At 48.2% G+C, this 23,752-nt stretch carries 21 protein-coding genes; 12 read left to right on the top strand and 9 right to left on the bottom strand.

What is annotated here, in order from left to right; translation table 11 throughout:
- The first annotated feature begins 33 nt into the window (after positions 1–33).
- From BP822_RS06285 to BP822_RS06265, 5 genes are all read left to right on the top strand, one after another.
- Positions 34–276, top strand: a complete 243-nt coding sequence (locus BP822_RS06285; RefSeq protein ID WP_273278249.1) for a hypothetical protein — start codon at positions 34–36, stop codon at positions 274–276.
- Positions 277–412: 136 nt separating this feature from the next.
- A complete protein-coding gene (locus tag BP822_RS06280) occupies positions 413–1,021 on the top strand; it encodes an ABC transporter ATP-binding protein (protein WP_013719634.1) in 609 nt (202 codons plus the stop codon).
- A complete protein-coding gene (locus BP822_RS06275; protein WP_286877987.1) occupies positions 1,022–1,939 on the top strand; it encodes an LPXTG cell wall anchor domain-containing protein in 918 nt (305 codons plus the stop codon).
- Between the two features lie 39 nt (positions 1,940–1,978).
- Positions 1,979–3,208 carry an ABC transporter permease gene (locus BP822_RS06270; RefSeq protein ID WP_273278250.1) on the top strand — a complete coding sequence of 410 codons (1,230 nt, stop codon included), beginning with the start codon at positions 1,979–1,981 and terminating at the stop codon, positions 3,206–3,208.
- Positions 3,209–3,243: 35 nt separating this feature from the next.
- Positions 3,244–3,567, top strand: coding sequence for a hypothetical protein (locus BP822_RS06265; protein ID WP_013719637.1), 324 nt, complete (start codon positions 3,244–3,246; stop codon positions 3,565–3,567).
- On the opposite strand, the gene BP822_RS06260 is transcribed toward BP822_RS06265, so the two are convergent.
- The 3 genes from BP822_RS06260 to hcp are packed head-to-tail and all read right to left on the bottom strand — an operon-like array spanning position 3,564 to position 6,494.
- Positions 3,564–4,388 carry a DUF166 domain-containing protein gene (locus BP822_RS06260; protein ID WP_013719638.1) on the bottom strand — a complete coding sequence of 275 codons (825 nt, stop codon included), beginning with the start codon at positions 4,386–4,388 and terminating at the stop codon, positions 3,564–3,566. The two genes, BP822_RS06265 and BP822_RS06260, sit on opposite strands and share 4 nt — an antisense overlap.
- Positions 4,385–5,167: an ATP-binding protein gene (locus BP822_RS06255; protein WP_273271761.1), complete on the bottom strand. Its 783-nt coding sequence runs from the start codon at positions 5,165–5,167 to the stop codon at positions 4,385–4,387. The genes BP822_RS06260 and BP822_RS06255 overlap by 4 nt, the downstream gene beginning before the upstream one ends.
- Positions 5,168–5,183: 16 nt before the next feature.
- Entirely contained in the window at positions 5,184–6,494 is a 1,311-nt protein-coding gene (gene hcp / locus BP822_RS06250; protein ID WP_286877986.1) for a hydroxylamine reductase, read from the bottom strand.
- 72 nt (positions 6,495–6,566) lie between these two features.
- Here hcp and BP822_RS06245 point away from each other — a divergent pair, with 72 nt between their 5' ends.
- Both BP822_RS06245 and BP822_RS06240 read left to right on the top strand, forming a co-directional pair.
- Complete coding sequence (locus BP822_RS06245; RefSeq protein ID WP_286877985.1) at positions 6,567–6,926, top strand: winged helix-turn-helix transcriptional regulator; 360 nt, start codon at positions 6,567–6,569, stop codon at positions 6,924–6,926.
- A gap of 11 nt (positions 6,927–6,937) precedes the next feature.
- Positions 6,938–7,132, top strand: a complete 195-nt coding sequence (locus tag BP822_RS06240) for a DUF2281 domain-containing protein (RefSeq protein WP_286877984.1) — start codon at positions 6,938–6,940, stop codon at positions 7,130–7,132.
- A 484-nt stretch (positions 7,133–7,616) separates the two neighbouring features.
- Here the strand turns inward: BP822_RS06240 and BP822_RS06235 are convergent, their stop codons facing one another.
- From BP822_RS06235 to BP822_RS06225, 3 genes are all read right to left on the bottom strand, one after another.
- Positions 7,617–8,252 (bottom strand): ribonuclease D, encoded by a 636-nt coding sequence (locus BP822_RS06235; protein ID WP_286877983.1) that lies wholly within the window; start codon positions 8,250–8,252, stop codon positions 7,617–7,619.
- 12 nt (positions 8,253–8,264) lie between these two features.
- Complete coding sequence (locus tag BP822_RS06230) at positions 8,265–9,092, bottom strand: hypothetical protein (protein ID WP_286877982.1); 828 nt, start codon at positions 9,090–9,092, stop codon at positions 8,265–8,267.
- Between the two features lie 120 nt (positions 9,093–9,212).
- Positions 9,213–9,527, bottom strand: a complete 315-nt coding sequence (locus tag BP822_RS06225) for a hypothetical protein (RefSeq protein ID WP_286877981.1) — start codon at positions 9,525–9,527, stop codon at positions 9,213–9,215.
- A 42-nt stretch (positions 9,528–9,569) separates the two neighbouring features.
- On the opposite strand from BP822_RS06225, the gene BP822_RS06220 reads away from it, so the two are divergent.
- The 5 genes from BP822_RS06220 (at position 9,570) to BP822_RS06195 (ending at position 17,089) form a co-directional block, all read left to right on the top strand.
- Positions 9,570–11,768: a hypothetical protein gene (locus BP822_RS06220; protein WP_286877980.1), complete on the top strand. Its 2,199-nt coding sequence runs from the start codon at positions 9,570–9,572 to the stop codon at positions 11,766–11,768.
- Positions 11,752–14,406 (top strand): hypothetical protein, encoded by a 2,655-nt coding sequence (locus BP822_RS06215; protein WP_286877979.1) that lies wholly within the window; start codon positions 11,752–11,754, stop codon positions 14,404–14,406. The genes BP822_RS06220 and BP822_RS06215 overlap by 17 nt, the downstream gene beginning before the upstream one ends.
- Positions 14,406–16,016, top strand: a complete 1,611-nt coding sequence (locus tag BP822_RS06210; protein ID WP_286877978.1) for a DEAD/DEAH box helicase — start codon at positions 14,406–14,408, stop codon at positions 16,014–16,016. The genes BP822_RS06215 and BP822_RS06210 overlap by 1 nt, the downstream gene beginning before the upstream one ends.
- Positions 16,017–16,456: 440 nt before the next feature.
- Entirely contained in the window at positions 16,457–16,744 is a 288-nt protein-coding gene (locus tag BP822_RS06200) for a hypothetical protein (protein WP_286877976.1), read from the top strand.
- 54 nt (positions 16,745–16,798) lie between these two features.
- The gene (locus BP822_RS06195) at positions 16,799–17,089 is read left to right on the top strand and encodes a hypothetical protein (protein WP_286877974.1); all 291 of its coding nucleotides are present in this window, start codon (positions 16,799–16,801) and stop codon (positions 17,087–17,089) included.
- Positions 17,090–17,414: 325 nt separating this feature from the next.
- Here BP822_RS06195 and BP822_RS06190 read toward each other — a convergent pair whose 3' ends face one another.
- From BP822_RS06190 to BP822_RS06180, 3 genes are all read right to left on the bottom strand, one after another.
- Positions 17,415–18,140 carry an SAM-dependent methyltransferase gene (locus BP822_RS06190; RefSeq protein WP_286877973.1) on the bottom strand — a complete coding sequence of 242 codons (726 nt, stop codon included), beginning with the start codon at positions 18,138–18,140 and terminating at the stop codon, positions 17,415–17,417.
- A 535-nt stretch (positions 18,141–18,675) separates the two neighbouring features.
- The gene (locus BP822_RS06185; RefSeq protein WP_286877972.1) at positions 18,676–20,427 is read right to left on the bottom strand and encodes a tetratricopeptide repeat protein; all 1,752 of its coding nucleotides are present in this window, start codon (positions 20,425–20,427) and stop codon (positions 18,676–18,678) included.
- Between the two features lie 79 nt (positions 20,428–20,506).
- Positions 20,507–23,752: DEAD/DEAH box helicase family protein (locus tag BP822_RS06180; protein ID WP_286877971.1), on the bottom strand; the 3,246-nt coding region annotated here is incomplete at its 5' end.

The following is a 23,752-nucleotide window of genomic DNA, read 5'->3' as shown; positions in this document are numbered from 1 at the left end:
AGGCAGAGCACCTGATTGATAAGGAGTCAGATCATGAGAGCGATCAGAGAATACTTAAAGCATAAACCATGTCTGAGGGGCCAGATCCTCGATCGGGGCGAACTGAAGCGCGTGGCCCAGGCCTGCGGATTGAGCCCCCAGGAGGCCAGAATGGAGCTGAGGCGCTTGGGTTTCATCCTGACCCGGAACAATCACGGCCTGCCCGTCTGGACGATTCCTAAAGCCGATCGGTCGGAGGGCATGGCCAGCAATGAAAATGCTCAACCGGGCTTCTAAAAGGGGCAGCCTGACAGGCTAACGGAAAATATATGAAGATAAAAAAGATAAGAGAGAGCTGAGTGCCATTCCTGTACTTATAGAGCTGAAGGACATCCGTAAGACCTATCTCATCGGCAGGAGCGAATATCCTGTTTTGAAAGGCATAGATCTGGAGATAGAGAATGGGGAGTTCGTGGCGTTGATGGGGCCATCTGGCAGCGGCAAGTCCACCCTGCTGAACATCATCGGCTGCCTGGACCGGCCCACTAGCGGCCGCTTTTTACTGCTGGGCAAGGATATCAGCCGGACGCCGAACGAGGAGCTGGCCAGGATCCGGCGGGAGGAGATGGGTTTCATCTTCCAGACCTTCAACCTCATCGCCCGGATATCGGTCCTGCAGAATGTGGAAATTCCCATGATGCTGCGCGGAGTCCCCCGCGGGGTGAGACGAGAGAGGGCCATGAAGCTCTTGGAGAGCATAAATGTCGCCCACCGGGCGGACTTCGGCCCCCAGAACATCTCTGGCGGGGAGCGGCAAAGGGTGGCGATAGCCAGAGCTCTTGCCAACGATCCCCAGATCATAATAGCCGATGAGCCCACGGGCAACCTGGACCTAAAGAATAGCGATGAGGTCATGAAAATCCTCAACCAGTTGCATGAGGAGGGCAGAACGATCATCATGGTCACCCACAATCCGGAGATAACAGAGAACTGCAGCCGGGTCATCCGGCTCAGAGACGGACGAATTTTGGAGAATTGCTAGATGAAGAGAATACTAATCATCATTTTGGCGCTTCTGATAACGGGCCTGGCAGGAGGATATGAGTATCGCATGCCAGTGAATATCCAGAGCAGTACCACTCCCGCAGTGCTCATGCCCGGGGATGAGGCGATTTTAGCCATTCAGATGCAGAACGGAGCAGCAGCCTACGGCGTAGGAAAGGATGCAGGGGTCTCAAGCCTCTCCTCAAATGTCCTATTATCCACTCCCATCAATCGTACACTGCTCCAGGGCACCTCTGAGCTGGAGGTCATCGATCCCTATCGCTATGACCTGGGAATGGTCGGTCCGAACGATCAAATCACCGTATTCTATAAGGTCAGGGCACGGGAGAACGTGAGCGCCGGCACTACCCTTCTTGATTTTACAGTTCTGGGGGGCTACGATATGATCACCATCAACCGCAATATTCCGATCAAGGTCGATCCTTCTGCGGTGAGCATGGCCATCATCGACTCAACCTCTTCCTCCCCATCCACGACCCCTTCCAAGGCCACCGTTAACCTGAATGTGGCCAACCCCAGGGAGAACACCCTCAACGCCGTGACCATAGTGCCCTCAGCCCAGGGAATGAGGTTCTCCCCGGAGAGGTACTATATCGGCACGATGGACCCGGATGAGGTCTTCACCATCAGTTTTGGTGTGGAGTACACCGATCTGGGGAAGAGTGCCCGAAATCCCTCCAATGTCAGCTTTGTGGCTGAGTTCAAGAACGGCGATACCTGGCATGAGTCAGAGCCTTACATCGCCACTTACACCCCGCCTCTGCAAGCTGACCGGCCGAACAACAATCTCCTGCTCATGGCCATTGGTGCCCTGGTCCTTTTGGCTGCTGGGGGCTACCTCTACCGAAAAAAGAGGCTCTCGAAGAATGGCGATGGGGGAAAGGGGTCATCTTGAAGGATCTGAAATGAGCCTGAGCCTTGTTGGGTGGCGAGAATGAGACTGCAGGATATGCTGGAGTTCATCTCCCTGGGATTCAGAAGCGATCGCTTCAAGACGCTCATGTCCTCCCTGGGAATAATCATCGGCGTCTTGGCGATTGTGGTGATGCTCTCAGTGGGGGAGGGGCTATACTCTGGTGTCTCCAGCCAGTTCTCCACCTTGGACCTGGATGTGATCCATGTAATTCCAGGCAGCGCTCGCTTTGGCGGGCCGGACGGGGAGCCAGGAAGCCGAAATGCTGCTGAGCCCGCTAAGTTCACTGATAAGGACACCAAGGTTTTAGAGAACGTTGTGGGGGTCAAGAATGTCGCACCACAGACAGGGGCCAGCGTGGTGATCTCCTTCAGGAACACTAACAGCTCCGGCAGCCTCACCGGGGTGGACCCGGACAAAGAGCAGGATCTGAAGGAAAAGGTGGCACAGGGCAGGTGGCTCTCGGGCTCGGATTACAGGTCGATAGTGATAGGCAATGGCATATCCCAGGTGATGTTTCGCATGAAGGTCACTCCAGGGAACAAGATCCGACTGTACTATCGTGACCAGCCCATGGACTTCACTGTGGTAGGGGTGCTGGAGGAAGAGGAGGATTCGGGCTTTGGCGGTGGTATGGGAGATAGCGCTGACAATGCCATGTATGTCACTCATAAAGCCATGGAAGAGCTCTTGGATGAGGAGAACTACTACTATCAGACCTTTCAGGTCACAGTCTCCGATCCCGATCAGGCGGATTATATAATCGAGAGGATCATAAACGACCTTCGTCGCTACCATAAGGACGAGGCTTATGATGCCACCACCGCCCGGGATATGCTCAGCACCCTGATGAGCACCCTCTCCATGATCAAGTACGCCCTGGCGGGAATCGGGGCCATATCACTGCTGGTGGGGGGAATCGGCATCGCCAATGTGATGATGCTCACCGTAAAGGAGAGGATCAGGGAGATTGGGACCATGCTCGCCCTGGGGGCGACAGTAGAGGACATTCGCAGGCAGTATCTGCTGGAGGCAGGAGTCTTAGGAATGGTCTCAAGCCTGATAGGAATAATACTAGGGATGGGAACATCTCTTCTCATAGGCTCTCTGGCCGGGCTGCCATCGTCCATAACCCCCGAGTCGATAGTATTGGGCGTTCTGTTCGGCGTCCTAACCACCACCATTGCCGGTTATTATCCGGCGAATAAAGCGGCAAAGCTCGATCCGATCGAGGCGCTCAGAGCAGAATGAGCGCCTCCGAGGCCGAACGATGAGGTGTGGTTGATATGAAAAAACTGGTGATATACTTGTTGGCTTTCCTGCTTTTAGGTGCGGGCTGCCTGGCAGCTCCCATGAAGCTGGATGGAAGCGCGGGCAAAGCGATACTGGATGGCATGAACAGCAGGACAGAGAATCAGACGGTGGCAAATCTAACCATTGACCAGACCAGTAGCGAGAATGAATCGCTGGATCAGGTTAGAGGACAGAACGGAGGGCTATGGAGCTGGGGCGGCGTGCCTTCAGGCTACGCCTTAAACAAATCAACTGGAGAGCTGGAGCCGGTTCCTGCTGGCGGAGCGGACTGGCTCACAGCGCTGATCGATCTCTAGATTACAATTGAGCTGCCTGGCTTGGGCAGCTTGGATCTAGGCAGCTTGCTTGCCTTCTTCAGCCCCCCCTCCACTGCATCGCGTATGATATAGCCGCCCACATGCAGCACAGTGTCTCCAAGTTCTGCATCCCTCTCCATAGAGCCGGTGCAGGGATAGGAATGGTGAGCCTCGGATATCCTCTCCCTCAGGTCGGGCTGATCGGTCTCCAGGCCCAGCATCTTCTTGGCCACAAACCAGGTGGATCCGCAGGGGGCGCTTCGCACGACATTAGCCCCCATGATCACCTCCTTTCCCTCTCTGCTGCCCTGGACGGTGAACTCTATCACCGGATTGCCAATTCTCGCCTCTTTCAGGAACTGAGCGATGATGGGCTTATTTGGATCGGGGGCGAGAGCGCAAAACGGCTTGGCAAAGGCCGCCTCCATCCCCAGCTCCGCTGCCTTCTCCTCCACCTGTCTTCTCTGCCCCAAAGGCATCTCCTTGGGAGACTCCGATCCGCCGATGATCGCTTTGACCCCAGCCTCTTTGAACTTGGGGAGCAGGCCGTAGAGGATATCGGGATGGACATTGATCACAATGACCAGATCCACCTTGGGAATATCCTGAGGGAGCAAGGGCTCTACATCATCTATGAAATCCCCATAAGTCGATGGATCTGGCATCTCCACCAATGCCACAATATCTTTTGCCAGGTCCGGGGCAACGTTCCGGCATTCGGTGCAGGCGTCTGCGCAGGAGATGCAGAACCCTGAGAAGTTCACCAGGTTTCCAACCACCCGGCTGCCGAAGTCGCCACTGTAGTATACCGCCAGCTTCATCTTCTCACCATTCCTGTATCGTTTACTACCTTCCCGTCGATCATGCATATGAAATGATCGAGGGGGATATTCTTTCCTGACCTCTTCATTGCCTGCTCCACCAGGTTAATGATATGGTAGCAGCAGGGAACCTCCATCCTGAGGACGGCTATATCCCGGATCTCATTCGAATTGAGGATCTCCGCCAATTTAGAGATGAAGGTCTCGCTCTGATCCAGCTTCGGGCAGCCGATGAGAACCACCCTTTTTCGGATGAGCTCGGAGATGACAGGGCAGGCAAATGCCGAGCAGTCCGCGGCTATCAGCAGACTGGCGTCCTTGAAGTAGGGGGCATCGGTGTGGGCCAGACGCATCTGGATAGGCCAGCTCGAGAGCTGGGAGGAGGGGCCGAGCTTGTTTGAATGCTGTCCTGGTCCCTCTCCTGCCCCCATACTCGATCTCTGTGGTTGATGAATTGGGAGGACGCAGGGGGCTACTGGACCCGATTCGCCCTCTTGTTTTGCCCTATTTTCGGCGAGAGCGCTGCCAGCAGCTTTGGATTGCTGCAGATGCTCCACGGCTGCCTTCTCATCGAATGCTTCTGCATCTCTTCGCTCAATGGTCAAAGCCCCGGTTGGACACTCGCCAATGCATGCCCCCAGGCCGTCGCAAAACGATTCTCTTACCACCCGCGCTTTGCCATCCACCATTTCTATCGCTCCCTCTGAGCAGGCGATAACGCAGCTGCCGCAGCCATTGCAGAGTGACTCATCGATCTTGATGATATTTCTCTTTACCATTGCGACTCCCAATCATCTACCCCATCATCTTCTTAATGTCCTCATCCGGAGTGCTGATCAGCCGGATGTCGTACTGGTCCACCAGGATCTTTAGCATATCATCATTGATCCATCCGGGGACGATGGGGCCCAACCAGATCCCTTTGATTCCCAATGCCAGCAAGGACCAGAGAATGGCCACAGCCTTCTGCTCCATCCAGCTTATCACCAGTGTCAAGGGCAGATCATTAACTCCCACCCCGAACAGGTCGGCCAGAGCTCCGGCCACCTCCAGGGCGACGATGGCATCGTTGCACTGCCCGAGATCAATCAAGCGGGGGATGCCCTCGATATCCCCTAAATCCAGGTCATTGAAGCGGAACTTGCCGCAGGCTAAGGTGAGGACCACTACATCCTGGGGCAGCTTTTGCACCAGCTCCCGGTAGTAGTCGGACTTCTTCAGGGGAGCATCGCAGCCGCCCACTAAGAAGAACCTCTTGATCTTGCCCTTCTCCACCAGTTCCTTGATCTTGGCTGCGTGGGAGAGCAGGACGGAGGTGGAAAAGCCGGTGGTCAGCTCATAATCTCCCGGGGCGTCTGGGAGCTCCGGCAGCTCTCGAGCTCGAGCGATAACCTCGGAGTAGTCGTATCCATCGATGTGCTTGACCCCTGGCAGGTAGACCGGCCCGGTGGAGAACATGCGGTCGATGTACTCCTCACGCGGAGGAAGGAAGCAGTTGGAGGTGCCCAGGAGGGCCATGGGATACTGGGCGAAGAGCTTCTTTTGGTCAAACCAGGCTTTGCCCAGATTGCCTGCCAGGTTCTTGTACTTTCTCAAGCCCGGATAGCCGTGGGCGGGGAGCATCTCGGAGTGGGTGTAGACGAATACATCTGTGCCCTCCACCTGCTGCAAGAGCTTATCCAGGGCGTTCATGTCGTGGCCGGTGATAATGATGCCGTGGCCCTTTACCGTTCCCGTCCTCACCTTGGTGGGCGTGGGCTCGCCGAACCTCTCGATGTGCGCCTGCTTGAGCAGCTTCATGGTCCTGATATTCATCTCCCCCGCTTTCACTGCCAGATTGAGGAACTCCGCCGGGTCGAAGTTCACATTGGTCAGTGTGGAGAAAAAGCCCTTCTCTATGAATGCGTCCACCTCCGGATCGCTGTAGCCCAGCTCCCGGGCATGATAGAGATAGGCGCTGATGCCCTTGATGGCGAAGAGCAGGTTATCCTGCAGCCGGGCGACGATCGGTTCCTTTCCACATACTCCTTTCAGTGTGCAGCCGGTGCCCCGAGCGGTCTGGGAGCACTGGTAGCAGAACATGTCCAGTTTCTCAGTAGCTGCCATTTTTTATTGCCTCACAACTAGTATACTAATGATACTAAAGTATATAACCTCGAAAGTTTCCCTGAGTATACCATGCAAGAAGGATGCACAGTGAACCTGACTGTGAAGTATATTGCCAGAAAATGGACCATGCTAATACTCTTGGAGCTCTACAAGGGAGAGGGGCACACCAGGCGGTTCTCTGAGTTGAAGGGCTGTCTGGCAGGGATCACCCAGAAGGTTCTATCCGTTCGGCTCAAGGAATTGGAGCGGGAGGGGCTGGTGGAGAAGAAGATGGACAGCGAGGCCTTTCCCCTGAAGAGCGAGTACACCCTCACCGAGAGCGGCCTGGAGATGATCGAGGTCATCAAGAGCATAAAGCTGTGGGCCTTGCGCTGGAAGATAAAGAACATCGAGTGCGGCAGCCAGGATTGCGGGCAGTGCGTTCTATGAGCAATATTGAGATGAAGACAAAGGAATTGATTCAAAAGGAGATTGAGCTCATCCCTGAGCCCTATCTCGAAGAGATACTTGATTTTATTCATTTCTTGAAGGAAAAAGCATCAAAGAAAAGAATGGAGACGGCATTGCTGAGCGAATCCGTGTTGGCAAGGGAATGGCTAAGCCCAGAGGAGGATGAAACTTGGAAAGATTTGTGAGAGGAGATGTGGTTGTCCTGCCTATTGCTAATTTTGGTATAGAATGCTGCATCCAGACCTTAGTCCATCAGAGTTCATCAGTCTCCCACTCGCCAGTGCCCACGCTCCTTCTTACTCCCGCCCTGCGCACTCGCACCCGCACGGATGCGCGTGATCCTGGCGAATAGGTCCCTCAGGCCCATTCTTGCTATTAACCTGGCTGATTTTCGGGGTCCAATATAATCCTGATAGCAGTCGAAATGCTCCCGACCTTAATGATTCATGCATTTTTGAAGCGAAGCAGAGCTAAAAGATCTTGGGCATCGAATCGTTCTGCATACTTCTCATACTCCAGGAATAGCATGTCATTGGTGACTATATCCTCAATCCGGAAGTTTTAGTATTTAGCAATCCCATAGATTCAAAAAAAGTGGGAAATCCGTAAAGTGTATCGGCTATAAGCAATGTAAAGGAGTCAGCCGAGCAGTCTGCCTTTTCTCATTTATTAATAGTTAAATACATCATTAGACCCAAGGATATCTAACTTAATCCTTATAGGCAAATATTTAAATGAAGCTTCTGCCAGATTCCAACGATTGCAGCTTATCAACTCTCGCTTTAATTCATTAAATAGTCTCGGCAGGTAAAATACATCAGCAGCCGCATAAGCAAGTTGATTATGAGTAAGTTCTGTAATAAGCCAATTTGATAGCCTCATGTCTTTGGAAATCATGACTCCTAGATAGTCTTGGAGTATGGTCTTGAGGCTATGATCCCTCCTAGAAGGATTCAGTATTTTTGATGCTATCTTAGTGCAAGCCACATTTCGAGGTTCGACCGACCAGCAATAAGACATGAAACGCAAATCGAAAGGCGCATAGTGAAAAATCTTGCATATTTTATCATCTTGTAGTAATAATTGCAGAAACACAGGCGTTTCATCATTTATATTTATAATATATATTTTATCTTTTGGTATATATATTTGGCATGTTCCAATGAGATCTTTTTTCCAATTAAGACCTGTGGTTTCAATATCCCATGCTATGGTGCCAACGCGCTTGGCATTTCCAATGGCGGATGGTGGTATATCCCCCTTAGATAGAGATATATAATCGTTCACATTTTTCGAATGTTCCATCCAATACCTCTGTTACTTCTCAATTTTTCTTGCTATTTCATTCTTTTCATCAATAAGTTCTTCAAATTCCTCTTTAAAGAAATCGTAAATGCTACCACCATGTTCGAATATCAGAGTTGGTACGCCAATCCTCTGTCTACGATGGGTATATAATGTTGTTATTATATTATCATCAAAAATATATAAAGCAAAATTCGGAAGAACTGAAGTATACCACATAGAGATCTTGGCACCACCGTTTGGGCTATGTGCAAAGATATTTGAAAATTCAGCCACAGCATCCTTTATCTCTTTGCTTATCTCTTCTGAAGTTTTTCCATTAATGCGATGAGCTAGCGCATTAATCAATTCTTGATTATCTGGATCAGGGAACACAACTCTGATAGTAACATCAGAACGCAATGCCAATTCCTTCAACTGTGTAGTATACCTGGCTCGCCATGTACGGCCATACGCAATAAATATATCTAATCTATGCACTTTTTTAAATAGTTCCATCCAGTCAAGACTCATATAATCGCGAGTAACTCTACTTAATCCAGAAGCTTGTAGATCTTTATGCAGTTTTAAAATTGATTTTATCTCTTCAAGGGACTTCTCTAGTCCGATCTCCTCATTAACTTCATTGATTAATGCTCTCTTGGCATATAGCTCCCATATTAAGGTAATTGGTATTGTAGCTATTAACAATGAAGCTAAACTAGCGATAAATGGCTGCAGAATATTGTGACCTGAAAGGAAGAGCGAGACTATAAGTAAAATAAGTCCGAATGCACCGGTCGCTAAAGCTGCAATCCATAGCCTTAGATCGACAATCTCGCGGAACACTTTTCTTTCCATATTTTGCACAGCAAGCTGACAAGCCCATTACATATGAATAGATATCGGTCTCAGCATGAACTTCTAGAGTCATAAAAGTATTTGCAGATGTTCTGGATGGGAGCGGAAACCTGTAATCGGCTAGAACGCGGTCCGGCCTAGGGCAATGGCCTCCTTGATGATGTCACCGGCGAATAAGACGAGCATTATGTTAAGGGCTTTAGACCATTTGCCTATCAGCTCAGTCCATCCGTTGGGTAAGATGAGCGGCTCCCTCAGCCATATACTCCTGTGTTCTATGCTCGAAACCAATCCACAGGAGGAATTAATCATATATATATTTGAAGCTCGAACTTTGGCCAAAAAGTTTTTCACCAGACCAATCCATCTGATCGCCAGTGGATAGAGGATTATGAGAAAATATTGGCCCATAGGGAACATATCCCTTAGAGGCATCAGATATGCGATCTCCATGCTAGAGGGGAGTAGTGCTTAGCTATGCTGCAAACGGAGTGCAAGACGAGCACTAATTCAGCTGAAAATGATGTTAAGCAATTCACAGGCTTTTCTTCATTTACACTACTGGAAGCAGGTCAAATACCTATTGAGGAGATCGCAGAACTCGCCTTGCGTGAAGGTCAAAGAACCAATCCGTTATTCCGTGTTCATCGTTGGTTTGCTAGGCGTCTAGGTTCTCAAGTGCGCTCGATATTGACAGGTCTTTCACTTCATGCAAATGAATCTGACCGCTTTTGGGACACTTATCTAGGTGAAACCTCCCTTGCTGGAGCTATCATTCTGGATCCCTTTGTTGGCGGAGGAACAAGTCTCTTAGAAGCTATCCGCTGCAATTGTTATGTAATCGGTTACGATATCGATCCTGTTGCAACCTTTATCACTAGGTTTGAGCTTGAAGCTGCAAATTGTGATATATGCGATCCATCAATTCTTGAAATAACTTCGTCAATCTCCAAACAAATCTCTCCTTTCCATAAAACTTGCATCAAGGATGCAGGAGAACGGGAAGTTCTTCATCATTTTTGGGTTGAGCTTAGAACCTGCGGCAGTTGTGGGTGCAAATTTGAAGTGCATCCTCATTACCGACTAGCTTATAGCAAGGAAAAAAGTCTTCAATGGGCTTTCTGCAAGGATTGTCACGCGGTGTACGAGTTACCGATATGGCAAGAAGAAATTTTTTGTGAATGCGGTAATAAGACACGAATTTTGCAGGGTGATCTAAAAAGAGGCAAAATATGTTGTCCTTCCTGTAATAACATTTTTAATCTTGCAGATCGCGGCCAAGATCCATTAGCATCGCCTGAATGGTATCTATTTGCACAAGAGTACTTAGAGCCTGCAACTAATGGAGTGAAACGAAAGTTCAAAGAAGCTACAGAAGCCGATCGTGGCTGTTACGAAAAGGCATCAAAGCTAATCCGAGAACTTGAAGCCAAACAAGGTCCTCTTGCTCCTGATCGTGCCATCCCTCTAGTGGGCAGATCCGATAAACGTCCTATGATTCACGGAATTAGGCGATATCGTGATCTATTCAATGATCGACAGCTTTTGCATTTAACTCTTCTCGGAAAATCCATCAAAAAAATGCCAGATTGTCGAGCAAGGCAAATCCTGACTATGGCTTTTAGTGAGCATCTGACGACGAACTGCATGTATACTGCTTATGCATTTGGCTACCGTCGTGTCAGCCCCATGTTCTCAATGCATTCATATCGACATATTACCCGACCAACAGAAATCAATCCATGGTTGAATGGAATTGGCAGAGGAACATTTCCGAATGCGTTAAGCAAGATAAAAAAGGCGGCTGATTTCGCTCGATCCCCTTACGAACTTGATCCAAGTGGCGGCCATAGACCTTCGCTAAATATAAAAATAAACTTTTCATCAACTGCCAGAGAGCCTGAACATGTACTCTCCAGATTGATTCCGGCTGCGATAATAACTCAAACTTCGGAGAAGCTCAGTGGAATTCCCGCAGGAATTATTGATCTAATTCTCACAGATCCACCATATTTCGACAATATAAGCTATTCAGAACTCTCCGATTTTTATCTTTCCTGGCACCAATCCTTGGGTTCTGCAGAATATCCTTATAACAATCCGATATTGTCCGGGCCAATTTCCGAAAGCTTGGCGCTCACAAGTCGATCTAGTATGGCTATTTCAAGGTACTATCGAATACTACTAAATATTTTTATAGAATGCTGCAGGGTCCTTAAGAATGATGGGATCTTCGTTTTTACATACCATCATAGATCTCCAAAGGCGTGGAATGCGGTTGGCGAAGCTCTGGCACGATCAGGATTTAAATGCACTTCAGTTATTCCATTGCGTGGCGAAGGACAAGGTCTAAGTTCCTACAAAGGGACAATTAAATGGGATGCTGTGTTAATATGCAGAAAAAACTTCCGTCTGAGTTACCCAAGTAGTCGTGATTCAGTTGTTGTATCTTCATCAGCTATTGCATCTGCCAAAAAAATGGCTAGCTATTATGCATGGAGATTCCAAAATTCGAAAAGAGTAATCGGATTTCGCGAACCCGATAAACTAAACTTGGAGCGTGCTTTTATTGCAGCTGCAGCCGAAATAGGAGATAATAACGATTCGACAATTCCGCTCCAACATGCATTAAAACTAACAATCGAATCAGGAGAAAAATATGCCAAAGCTCGATAAAAGTGCAATAGCACAGACGTTCCGGTTTGATTGTGACCGTTTTCTTCGGTTTCAACTGGCAAATGAGGATGAGAAGGATTCTCTGGGGATAGAATCCGAGACCTATAAACGTCCTGGTATTGATTTAATTAAAGCCGCTGGTCGGAGGTGGGAAGCTGATAAATATCAGGATTTAGTTGACACTTTTCCATCAAATTCGATAGAATACGTCTTAAAACCAAATGAAGACATGCTTGTAGGACGGGGCCTCTTTGATAAGATTCAGAATCTATTCGATATACTTCGACGTCAAAATCCACCGCAGGCGATAGTTGAAGCTGAATTTGCTGTACCTTCAAATATTACACCAGGCCTTGAAGAAGCATATAGAAGGTATAATCTCGAAGAGGTAAGATCTAGGCCCGATATATTATGGATACGTCCCGCTCGAACATCTGCACCACTTATTGGCCGAATTAGTCCTGATCTGGAGTATGAAGTCCACATCATTGACGTAAAGATGGCAGCTGAACCATCACTCCGTCATTTTACAGAGGTGACCTTTTATGCACTTGCACTCGCGGCAGCTCTCAGGGAGCAAGGCCTTTCTAATAGATATGCAGTGAGTGCAGAGGGATTCATCTGGCCAGGAAATCATGATGCTAATGCCTTCAGGAACCTTGTTCGGGATTATAGATCGAAAAGAGATGAAAATCCGATTAACAAAGCTCTTCTAGAAACACTCATCCCTGTTCCTTATGAGGTTTATCAGGTTCATGTGAAACAATTCTTTGAAGAACGGCTTTTGCATGTGCTCAGCCTAGAACCTCTTGATGCTGCTTGGCATGTAGGTCCTAAATGTCAATTATGCGATTATGTAAATTATTGCAAACAGGAAGCGGAATCTGAAGATCATCTCTGCCGTGTCCCATGGCTAAACAAAGGACAAGCAGAATTGCTCCGGAATAATGGCATATTTGCTACTAGAGATCTAGCTGATGCAATTGAGAGAAATTCAGAAGAATGGCAGAGTTCAATTAATTCTAGTCATCAGCTTCGCGCTGACGCTCCGGCTCTCATGGCTAGATCTAAGGCGCTGCTCACAGGAAGGATTGAAGCCATCCGTGGTCGTAAGTGTGCGATCATGCCTTCATGGTCGAATCAGAATATATTTATCACGATACATTTCGATCCTGGCACAGGTATCACTTTCGCAATGGGAGCTGCTAGAGTATACTTCCCAGCAGACCGTCAACAGGGCGACTCGCCTCAAACCGAAGAACATGTTTTTATTGTTGACCGGGTTGAATCAATGAATCCCGATACGGAGAAAGCGAGATTGATTGAGTTCGTTACTCTTATTTCTCGGTGGCTTCAAGAAGTATCGAATGAGAATGATAATTTGCTAAGTAATCAGCGGCTTTCTTCGCATATATTTTTCTGGGATAAGCTCGAGGTTAGACAACTTCGTCGCATGTTAGGTCGTCACATGAATGACCCGAGCATCATTGATTTGATTGAATTACTTGTTCGGCTCTTCCCTCCAGATGATGTTTTACCCGATCCGGACCTATTTAGATCGCAACCTGGTACGGTCGTCAAAGATGTGATACGATTGCTTGTGGGCCTTCCGATACCCCATGATTATACACTTTTTGAAACTGCGAACATTTTTTACCCTACTCAAAATGCTAGCGGTGAAAATTACCGTTTTCAACTTCCTTTCGGCTTTATAACGCCAATGAGCGATCAGATCCCGTTCGAGCGTGCTTATGAACTGTGGCAAGATCGAATCTTCTTACGACATTATGATTCAGATTATCCTAATGATTCATCTAGATGGAGATTATTCACACGTGATGAGGTCTATGAAGGTATTCGAAATGCAACATGCATCCATCTTAGAGCATTGCAGCAGATTGTACGACGTTTACGAGAAAATTATAGAGATCGGCTAATTCTCAGAAAATCAGCATTTAGCGCTTCACCACCTACGCAAACCCGTGTACCTGAACGAGCAAGAAGCCTAATCGCATTTGAAAGATTGAATGCAGCATGCAGCGAATTAGAAAATCGAGAACGAAGGGCACTTCCCGTTGATGAACGAGAAGCGCTTTTCTTCTCGATTAGAGGACTAATGCTTGCGAGTGGATCGCCTTATGACGAAATTATCGTAGAGATTAGGGAAGCTCAGCCAAAATATAGGGAGGCAATTTTGATTGCTTTATCATTTTCCCTAATGTCCAGAGATGCGAGAATTAACGAAGGCGACTTCCTTCTTGCTCTCTCAAACGAAGATAGCGACATCGAATTAGATGTTCCTTGGAGAATATATCTCGGATATCAGTTCTATGAAGCGCGGCAATTGCTAACCGAAAGAGATCTAATTGCCCAATGGATGATAAAAGCTCCAATAAGAGATTTATTAAAGGTCGAGATTGTGAAGATGGAACCAATGCACGATCCACCATTTTTAGTAGTCCATCCTAACCACGAGGGCTTATTTCAGTTTGCACAGGATCAAGGTTTGCTAGATTTAAATCATCCAATGGTTCTTGATCCATTGTACCAAGATTACAATAGCAAACGTATCAAGAAGGTACTGCAGGCCGTTGGGGGTAGTCCTCCACCTCTGAGAAGAAGAAGGAGGCCATTATAATGCCGAGAAGGACTTCTCATTCTCAAACAATAGAACCAGCTCATAGTTTAATGTATGGCCCAAATCAATTGCCAATAGTTAGGGGACAAGTAGAAGCATACAATCTATTGATCCAGATATCCAGATATATGGAGCATGAATTTAATACTCGCCAGAAAGAGGCATTTTGTGAATCCATAAATAAACGCATATCTTTAATTTGGGGTCCACCAGGAACAGGCAAAACTGCAGTACTTTCTGGGATTATTCTTGGTTGGATCGAGAATGCTTGGGAAAATGACGAGTCTGTTATAATTGGTATCGGAGCAAATAATTACAATGCAATCGACAATGTGCTCAGTGGAGTAATTGATCTTCTTGCCCAACGCCGAATAAGATTAGGTGCTGATCCAGGTTCTATACGAGTGACGCGAGTTCGCAGCAGTGCCGCTCAACCGCCAAAGGATTCTCGTATTGAGGATGTTATTCGAGGCTCTGAAGATGCACGTTCGTTGGTCAATGAGATACAATCATCATCTGAAAATGCTTTAGTTATTGGTGGCACGTGGACACAGCTCGGCAGAATGGCAGAATCTCTTACAGGCGATTCTCCAAATGCGAAATGGTTCGATCTGCTCGTTATTGACGAAGCATCCCAACTGCCCGTCTCTCATGCAGCAGCATATTTTCTTCTTCTTAAAGAGAATGGCCATGTTGTTCTTGCTGGAGACCACAGACAACTAGGACCTATTTATAGCTTTAAAATGAATAACAGTACTCAGGGACTGTTCGATTGCATTTTTTCTTACATGCAAGAAACCCATGGAATAACACCGGTAGCTTTTGAATGTAATTACAGAATGAATACCGAGATATCAGGATGGCCGAGGGATAGGTTCTATACTGAAGGATATGAAGCGTACTTCCCAAGTCGAAAGCTCGAAATAACGCTGCCAAAACCAACCGGCAAGCCACCATGTTATTGGCCTTCGCAATTACCATGGAGTGATCATTTCTTAAGAATCCTTGATCCTGATATGCCAGTAGTCGTTATAAGTTACGGCACCCACACATCGACACTTTCGAATCCATTCGAGGCCCAAATGGTAGCATCACTTTCCCTTCTTTATAAAAGGACCTTAGATGAGAGCTACAAAACACTTACCGATAAACATTTCTGGTCAGAATGCTTGGGAATTGTAACTCCACATAGGGCTCAAATGTCCACAATTAGAAACCTATTGATTAGCGCCGCAGGTATGCCCTTGGATCCATCGCCATTTGTTGACACCGTTGATAGATTTCAGGGTTTGGAGAGGGAGATGATTATTGCCAGCTATGTAGTTGCTGATCGAGATTTTGTTGCGGCAGAAGAGGAATTCATTCTAGAGCCACGTCGATTTAATGTATCTCTAACTAGGTCAAGAAGAAAATTTATAATGTTTATTAGCGATGCGATCCTACAACATCTTCCCTTCGATGAGGATGTCGCAAGGAAAGCGGCTCATTTGCAGCTTTTTGCAGAACAATACTGTGATTCTGTAAACGAGCATATAGATCTACCTTACCTCGATGTAGAACAGGCAAACTATATGGAATGCTTTTTCAGGGGAAGAAAAAATCCTCAATAATGATGTGGAAGTGTGTTACTTGTTTATGTTTTATGACAGTTGATATAAATTTTAGATTCATGCTGCACCCCTTCTTCGGAATGATGAATGAGATCGGATAGGGATTCCGACCACCTATCCACAATGCCTTGGCCAATGCATTCATGGCCATCTGGCCTCCCAGACCAGACACCGACCCAGATCCCAGCCGATGCACCTTCTGCTGCCGAGATCCAGGATAACTGCCGGACAAAAATGCAATCCTTGAGAGATCAGCCAGGATGCGGTCAGAAGGCTTATATTGCTGTCCCACAATAATTTTGCGAGGCTTTTGATGGACCTATCAATAATTGCAGCGATGGCTTCCTCAGTGCTGGCTCCATACCTAGCTAAAGAGGCGAAGCTTTTGCCAGCGAATTTGGCAAGAGCACAGGCCAAATGATTGTCGAGCTTTCAGATCTTTGTCAAGAGCAGATTTAAGGGGAGATAAAGAATCTGAGGCCATTTTAAGTCTGGCGGAAAAGAATCCTCAATCCAAGGCGCGCGTGGCCTCGCTAGAGGAGGAGATAGGCAAGAAGATGAAGGAGGATCCCGATTTCGCTCGGAAGCTCGGCGCATTGATGGAGGAGATACAAGAGACCGAATCGGGAAAGGTCGTCATTAATGCGTCTCACAGAAGTGTAGCAGCGCAAAATATCACCGGAAGCACAATTTCCACCGGACACTCCAATCCCTCCAGCGAAGATTAGCTGGCTGAGAACAGACAGAGGCCTTCAATAAAAATAGAGCCAAGGCGGAGCAGTTTGAACGAAAAGATCGAGGCCTCGGATCGCAGCGTAACCACAGGTAGGATCGAAAAGAGCATTATCATCACCGGTGATAACAGCCATGTCTCCCTGGGCGAGCGGCTGCGAGACGCAGTTATTCAGCCCGATGGGGTCTTCAGGCGGGTTCACATCGAGTCCTTTGTGGGCCACAGGTGGCTGATAAATCAGGTCGATTTCATCCTAAATGATGAGAATAACAGTTGCGGCTATCTGGTGCTGGAGGCCCATGCCGGTCTGGGCAAGACTGCTTTTTGGCCTGGCTGGTAAAAGAGCGAAACTATATTCACCACTTCGCCGAGCTGGCCCCAGGACAGGAGGGAATTGAAACGGGCCTGAAGAACCTGGCCGCCCAGATCATCCTGGCGTATAAGCTCAATGCGGATGAGGCGATACCAGATGCTATACCAGATGTTGCTGGCCGACCTGAAGAGCTTTCTACGGGCCTCCGCAGCCTGGCCAAAGGTGAAGCGAGCCCTGGAGAAGAGCAGATAGATCGCCACTGGATCTGGATAAGCTTTCAGAAGGGCTGCATGAGTATTATGCAGGTTACTGGGCTCGATGGCGCAAAGCCGATAAATGATATGGACTCATGTCAACGAGATTTCCTTGGAGCGAGACAGTACATGGCCCAACCCATATATTGGCGCTGGAACTGTAAATAGTCATCCTGGTCAGCACGGAAATGCTTGAATACCTGTTCATAGTCCGCGTGGGTGGGATTATCTTCCAGCCAACGTACAAGTCCATACCAACCATCTGAAATGTACCTGTCCCAGTCGTCGTAGCTGGCACGAATGATGTATTCGAGTTCAAGGCCTTCATCCCGGGCAAATTGAGTTAGTTCCGTTTCTGTATGGGTAGTGGTCTGCTTTTGGGCGTATTCCGGATGTACCTGATTGCTAAGCCAGTGGGTTTCACCGATACCAAGGCGTCCATTCTGCCGAATTGCTCGTTTCAGTACTTGGAGTGTCTGCTGCCAGCCGCCAAAAATAAACGTTGACCCTATACATGTTGCGGCATCGAAAGCCCCTTCTTCGAATATGTAATCAGCCCCATTGGAGCAAACGATTTCGATTCGGTCCGACAAACCACTCGATGCCAGTTTTTGCCTGGCCCTGTCGCAGAAATCCTCGGATATATCTATTCCAATACCAGTAATACCGAATTCCTCGGCCCAGAGAGTAAGGGGTTCGGCACAACCACAACCGAAGTCAATGACCCGTTTTCCTTCTTCCAATTTGAGCAATTTGCCAAGTTTGATGATCTTTTCAGGCGTGGAAGGGTTTAGTATCTCCATATAGCGGTGTGAGATGTTCATAATGTCAAGGAATTCAATAATTTATGCCTCCTTCTGGAAATTGCGGCTTGATTAATAAAGGTGTTGGGAGACCCAATGCTCTCGTTGATAACGTCCTATCATAGGCTACCATGAAGCTACCTGGCACTTCATGCTGCAGTATATGGGACGGCATATACGAGTGCGGTGATTCCTCAGTCTGCTCCTATCCATCTTGCCGCCTCTGATGGTAATTACCCTCTCGGGGTCGCTTGTTAGAGAATGCGCAGAGTCTACAAATTCGTATGCATCTACTTTTATATTTGGCTGTTTATCCTTCCAATGAAAATATGCGTTAGCTATACCGAGAACCAAAGCACAGAGGACAATGATAGCTGATATTACTTGAAAATCGCTCATTCCGGATGGAGTTGACGAGTTTACTATTGTCAGATTGAGGGACATTATCTATCCCCTCCTCCAGAATTTCCACCAGCCTTTCTTCTTGATCTCCTCTTCTCCGGGCTTCAGGGATAGCTGGCAGATGAGCTGTGCGAGGTGGCCGCAATTCATGACTTCATTCTTCCCTATATCCCAGCTCTTTTGCCTTGGCAAAGGCGGAATCTGACTCTTCTGTTCGATTAAGTGCCTTCAGGGTTTCACCTTTGAAATGCCAAATAAGTGCCTCTTGCGGATCAATTTCAATAGCCTTGTTGAAGGCATAAAGGGCCTCTTCGTACCTGCTAAGGCCATAAAAGGCAGCGCCCTTGTTATTCCAGAGTATCGCATCTTTTGGATCTAGCTCAATGGCTCTTCCATATGCCTTGACCGCTTCGTCATGCTTTCCAAGATCCGCCAGTGCATTTCCTTTGCAATTCCAGGAGCTTGGATCTTTAGAATTTATCGATATTGCTTTATTATAAGCCTGGATAGCTTTCTCTTTCTTGCCTAGGCCAGATAAAGCCCATCCCTTATTATTCCATGCAATAGCGAACTTAGGTCTTATTGCTATGGCCCGATCATAGGCTTGAATGGCTTCATCATGCTTTCCCGAATTGTCTAGAGCTATTCCCTTGCCATTCCAAGCATCAGCGGATCTGGGATTTATATCGATGGCATTATTAAAAGCGATTATGGCTTCATCAAACCTATCCAATCTATTTAGAGCATATCCTTTTTCATTCCATGCTTCAGCGGATTTGGGATATAGCTCTGTGGCTTTATCAAAGCAGGAGATGGCCTCATCAGACTTCATCAGCTCTAATAAGGCAGCTCCTTTATTCACCCATGCCAATTTGTTCTTGGGATCTTTTCCTATGGCATTATCATAGCATGAAATGGCTTCATCAAATTTTCCTTGATCATATAGATCATCCCCTTTCTTGAGCCATTTACTTGCTTCGCGAGATTTCGGGATTCTCATTCTTGGTTCATCGGAATCCTTGAAATCAACAACACTCTGCGCTTTCTCTGAAGGGGCAACTGAGAATCCAAGCTCCTCTACATTTATGTGGCTTATTCTATCCGTTATCTTGAGAGCAGACTCAAATCGAGTATCATAGCCTCTGCTTATCACAAGCCCTTTGACGGGAACACTCTTGGCAATCCTTTCTTGCACCCACCCCATATAATTCGAGATTTGCCCGAATGTATTTTGGCTAGCTCTGACGTTTTTTAGCTCTATCACTGTAAATCGTTTTTTTATCCGGTCATAACAGAGAAGATCAATTCGCCCGCCATTCCCTTTGCATATAAATTGCCTTCCGGTTTGATTTGAGATCGGGTCATTATATAATTCTAGATTATATCCAAACCTTTTTAGAATATCCAAATTAGCTACCAATGCATCTTCCAGATCTTTTTCCAATCCTATACTTTCCGCTATAGGCAGTCGTTGAGTATTCTCGATGAAATCTTTATATCCTGGATTATTTAAAGCAAGCAAATTATTAAGCTTGTTCCAGTATTCTAGCGATATTTTAAAATTGCTTCCTTGAAAACTGCATCGGAGAGGCCCCCACTCATCAAAATACGGATTCTGTCGCAGGTCCTTTGCATGAAGGGATTGCTCGAACTTATAGAGGACTTCGTAATCGCAGCCATAATCCCATCCCTTATCATTGTCATCTGCAATAGAATATGCATCGCTCTCTGCTTGAATCAAATAGCGGATGTCTTTTTTGGGTGATGTTCTCCATAAAAGAACAAGGTCACCCTCTTTGGTTGCTTTATTGCAGGTCCACCAGCCATCTGAGTCAGCCCCCAATGCGGGATCAAGATCTTCCCGATCGCAACCATCTTCATCCAGATAGTAATCAGGACGAGTCACCCAAAGCCAGTATTGGCGCTCGTTAGATTCTGAAATGTCTAACACCCCTAAGATCCGAATTTCCTGATTGGAAGTTGCTTCATTCGATCGACCCTGATATCTGTATTAGTCCCTTTATCCAATCATCAATGGCCTCTTTTGCGGTATTCATGTCATCCAGCTCTTTTTCCTGATGGGCAATATACTCATTTCTGAAGGAATAAATTTTATCGATAGTATCCAATATATCCTTCTTCTCTGCACCCGCAAATTTGCTTTTGATCGCAGAGAAGATCCCACCGGGCGGAACCCGAGGGCTTTTTGCATACTCCAGACACCATTTCAATAGCCCTATGGGCATTATCCCATCGTTCTCCAGAAGAGTCCGGCGCAAGTTGAACGCTTGCCTCTTATGAAAGCTCTCGTCTCTTGGATGCAGGACGCTCAAATCAGGCTCAAAGAACCTCTGCCTCTTATTGGGATCATCGGGAATGGCACCTTTTAGAGTTGAGATAATGTATCCTTTGGCGGCTTCATCCACTGCTCCCAGAAGCGGAGCGAAGACCGGAGAATAGGAGACTCCTGTCTTGTTCTCCAAGAATTTGAAGAGGGCTATCGCCTCCTGAACGCCCTTTCTCGCTTTCAAGGGCAGGCGATCGAAATCCTCATCGCTAATGAATTCATCCAGTGCAATCTTCTCCAGGTTGCCTTTCTCCAAGCTCAAGGGAGCTTCTATCTTCTCCCGGATGAGGTTCTGCTTGGCTGGTTCGCATAAAGAAAACAGTATCTCAAGCTTATTATCATCGATCTGGGAGAAGGTCTCCTGAGGAACATAGAGATACTCCCATTTGATTCCGCTATCTGAGGCGGCCTGACACCAGGCCATCGCCGCCCGGATCTTGAGGGGAACGTCTATGTCCACCCTTCCTTTGGTCTCAAGCATGACATAGCTGCCACTATCGTTCAGGATTACGAAGTCAGGAGTATAATGAGCCAGCCTGCCGGTATGAGTCTGATAATCGATCCTGATCGCCTCCGGCCCGGCATTTCTGAAGAAGGCCTTAACATCGGGTGCCCGGTCTAAGAACAGGGCCATATCCCTCTCGAAGGCGTTGGTACATGGAACCAGGTTGAAGACGGTCTTGGTGGCCTCAATGGTGGGATGGCGCTCGGAGTGGTTGGCCTGGTAGGGCTTCCATTGAACCACCGATCTGCCGCTGCCAATTGCTCTCTCCTCCAGTTTGATGGTGCTCTTGCTCAGGATGAGTGGCACGAATACGCCCCGAATATGCTCCCTGACATCGTGATCCGCCAGGCGGTTGATCAGGCGCTGGTCGAAGAGGGATACTCTCTCCCCAAAGAGCATGTCAGTCAGGAATATCTCCAGCAGGGGGGCGAGAGAGGAGTGAAGACCATGCAGGCCGGTGATATGCTCCAGCTCGCTGCGGTAGAAGGATATGGCTCCCACTCCGCTCTCCAGCAGGGGGAGCTTGATGTTCATCTCCTCCACGATTTCATTGGTGATGAGCGTTCTTCCTTCGTAGTGGATCTCGTCGGAGGACTGCTCTTTGAGCTTTAAATGTTTAAGGGCTGAGAACTGCTTCTTCACATCCTCAATGGTCAGCCCTTCCAGCTTGGGAATGCGGGTGTAGGCGGGGGAGATGGAAGGGACGAGCATATCCAGTTGATTTAGGTCCTTGTGCTCACCATCGGGAAAGATGCTCACAGTGATCTTGGGAATTTTATCAGGACCTACAATCGTTGGATAAACGCCTTCTTCGCCCAACTGGTCTTGATACAATTCAACGAATTTCCAATGTTCTATGACGGTTAAGATCTCATGAGGGCCGCCGGGGTAGGTCATGCGCCGCAGACCCCGGCCCAGGGTCTGCTCAGGAAGGATGTTGGCATCAGAAGTAAATGGTCGGAGGGGAACAATGGTGGTAACGTTTCGGACGTCCCAGCCCTCCCTGAGCATCAGGACGGATACGATGCATTGATAGGGGCTGGTTCCCTGGTCAAGTTCGCGGGAGAGTTTTCTTAATTCCCTCAGATCCTCATCTTTGATATCCTTCTCGCTCTCCTCGAATACCGGTATACCGCTCTTCTTTCCGCCCATCCATTTGATCTTGCCTTTGAGGCGGGTGTGGAGGTTTATGGTCCGGCCATTAAGCTCTGAATACAATGAGGAGCTATTCAATTCCCGGGCGATCTGATCTGCGGCCTCGGTATTCTCAGCCATGATGAAGAGCAACGCCTTCTTGCCGCTCTTCTCCCATTCCTCTCTGGAGAGAAGCCAGCGCTTGTATCCGATCATCAGGTGCTGCTGGAATCGGTCTGCCGCATTCTCGCTGGGGCGCTCCACCAGCCCCTCGCCCCGCCCTATAACCGGGATCTTGACTATGCCCGCGTCCACTGCTTCGCCCAGGGGGGTATCGCAGATCACATGCTGGAAGATTCTGCCGTGGTTGTCCTTGGGAGTGGCGGAGAAGTCCAGCTGGGAGACGATCTCTCCTCCGGTTCGATCATGGATGGTCTGGTGGACATATTCAATGGCATCATTCCAGGCACTGTCCGGGTCCCAGAGATGATGGGCCTCATCGTTCAGGACCATAATTTTACGGTGGGAGGTCACCCGCTCCCTCAATGCCTCTCCGGTATCAAGGGCTCTGGACCTGGAGACGGCAGGGCCTAGCCAGTCGTGGCTTTCCACCAGGCTCTTTGACCTGCGTTTTGAGGTGTCATAGAGGCGGTGAATGTTGGTCAGGTAGATCCTGCCCCCGGTGGCAGCTCCGCTGGCTTCGTCTTGGAGGACAACGGAGATGTTCCAGTCCCCTCTCCAGGCTTCGGGGATGAGTGGGTCTGCTTCGAAGACCTTGCCGTCCCCGAAGTCCTCCTTGAGTCGCTCGAAGACGGTGATATTGGGGGCGATGATGAGAAAGTCCCTGGCCAGAATAGAGTCCTCCTCTCGCAGGGAGTGAAAGTAGCTCCAGACTATGGCCAGGCTCATCACTTTGGTCTTGCCCGAGCCGGTGGCCATCTTGAAGGCGTATTTGGGCCAGCGGTCGTCGTCGGGATTCACACCCAGGGCGGTGTCGTAGGAGTCTTCCCCCAGAAATTCGGCGGTGATGGTGGAGAGGGTGCGAATGCCCCGCACTTCGTGCAGGTAGATGAATGTCTCTATGGCTTCTCTTTGGCAGAAGTAGTAGCGGAATGGGATCTGCTGCCCATCATTCTCTTTTAGGTGCTCTTCGCCAAACCAGAAATGGAGCAGGTCTCTGGTGGTCTGGGATGCGCCGGGATAGTCGCTATCTCGCCAGTCTTTAACGAAGCGGCGCAGGTTCTG

The organism is Methanosaeta sp. UBA458 (assembly GCF_002496085.1).
GTDB classification, from domain to species: Archaea; Halobacteriota; Methanosarcinia; order Methanotrichales; family Methanotrichaceae; genus Methanothrix; species Methanothrix soehngenii.
Note: the sequence above shows the minus strand (reverse complement) of the source record. Positions and strands in the feature narration are given on the sequence as shown.

What these genes read in the sequence shown, in the direction of transcription:
- BP822_RS06240 (WP_286877984.1), top strand. Translation starts at nt 6,938, where the DNA reads ATGAAGACAAAGGAATTGATTCAAAAGGAGATTGAGCTCATCCCTGAG.
- BP822_RS06265 (WP_013719637.1), top strand. Translation starts at nt 3,244, where the DNA reads ATGAAAAAACTGGTGATATACTTGTTGGCTTTCCTGCTTTTAGGTGCG.
- BP822_RS06220 (WP_286877980.1), top strand. Translation starts at nt 9,570, where the DNA reads ATGCTGCAAACGGAGTGCAAGACGAGCACTAATTCAGCTGAAAATGAT.
- BP822_RS06215 (WP_286877979.1), top strand. Translation starts at nt 11,752, where the DNA reads ATGCCAAAGCTCGATAAAAGTGCAATAGCACAGACGTTCCGGTTTGAT.
- BP822_RS06210 (WP_286877978.1), top strand. Translation starts at nt 14,406, where the DNA reads ATGCCGAGAAGGACTTCTCATTCTCAAACAATAGAACCAGCTCATAGT.
- hcp (WP_286877986.1), bottom strand. Translation starts at nt 6,494, where the DNA reads ATGGCAGCTACTGAGAAACTGGACATGTTCTGCTACCAGTGCTCCCAG.
- BP822_RS06255 (WP_273271761.1), bottom strand. Translation starts at nt 5,167, where the DNA reads ATGGTAAAGAGAAATATCATCAAGATCGATGAGTCACTCTGCAATGGC.
- BP822_RS06190 (WP_286877973.1), bottom strand. Translation starts at nt 18,140, where the DNA reads ATGAACATCTCACACCGCTATATGGAGATACTAAACCCTTCCACGCCT.
- BP822_RS06275 (WP_286877987.1), top strand. Translation starts at nt 1,022, where the DNA reads ATGAAGAGAATACTAATCATCATTTTGGCGCTTCTGATAACGGGCCTG.
- BP822_RS06270 (WP_273278250.1), top strand. Translation starts at nt 1,979, where the DNA reads ATGAGACTGCAGGATATGCTGGAGTTCATCTCCCTGGGATTCAGAAGC.
- BP822_RS06225 (WP_286877981.1), bottom strand. Translation starts at nt 9,527, where the DNA reads ATGCCTCTAAGGGATATGTTCCCTATGGGCCAATATTTTCTCATAATC.
- BP822_RS06285 (WP_273278249.1), top strand. Translation starts at nt 34, where the DNA reads ATGAGAGCGATCAGAGAATACTTAAAGCATAAACCATGTCTGAGGGGC.
- BP822_RS06230 (WP_286877982.1), bottom strand. Translation starts at nt 9,092, where the DNA reads ATGGAAAGAAAAGTGTTCCGCGAGATTGTCGATCTAAGGCTATGGATT.
- BP822_RS06235 (WP_286877983.1), bottom strand. Translation starts at nt 8,252, where the DNA reads ATGGAACATTCGAAAAATGTGAACGATTATATATCTCTATCTAAGGGG.
- BP822_RS06245 (WP_286877985.1), top strand. Translation starts at nt 6,567, where the DNA reads ATGCAAGAAGGATGCACAGTGAACCTGACTGTGAAGTATATTGCCAGA.
- BP822_RS06260 (WP_013719638.1), bottom strand. Translation starts at nt 4,388, where the DNA reads ATGAAGCTGGCGGTATACTACAGTGGCGACTTCGGCAGCCGGGTGGTT.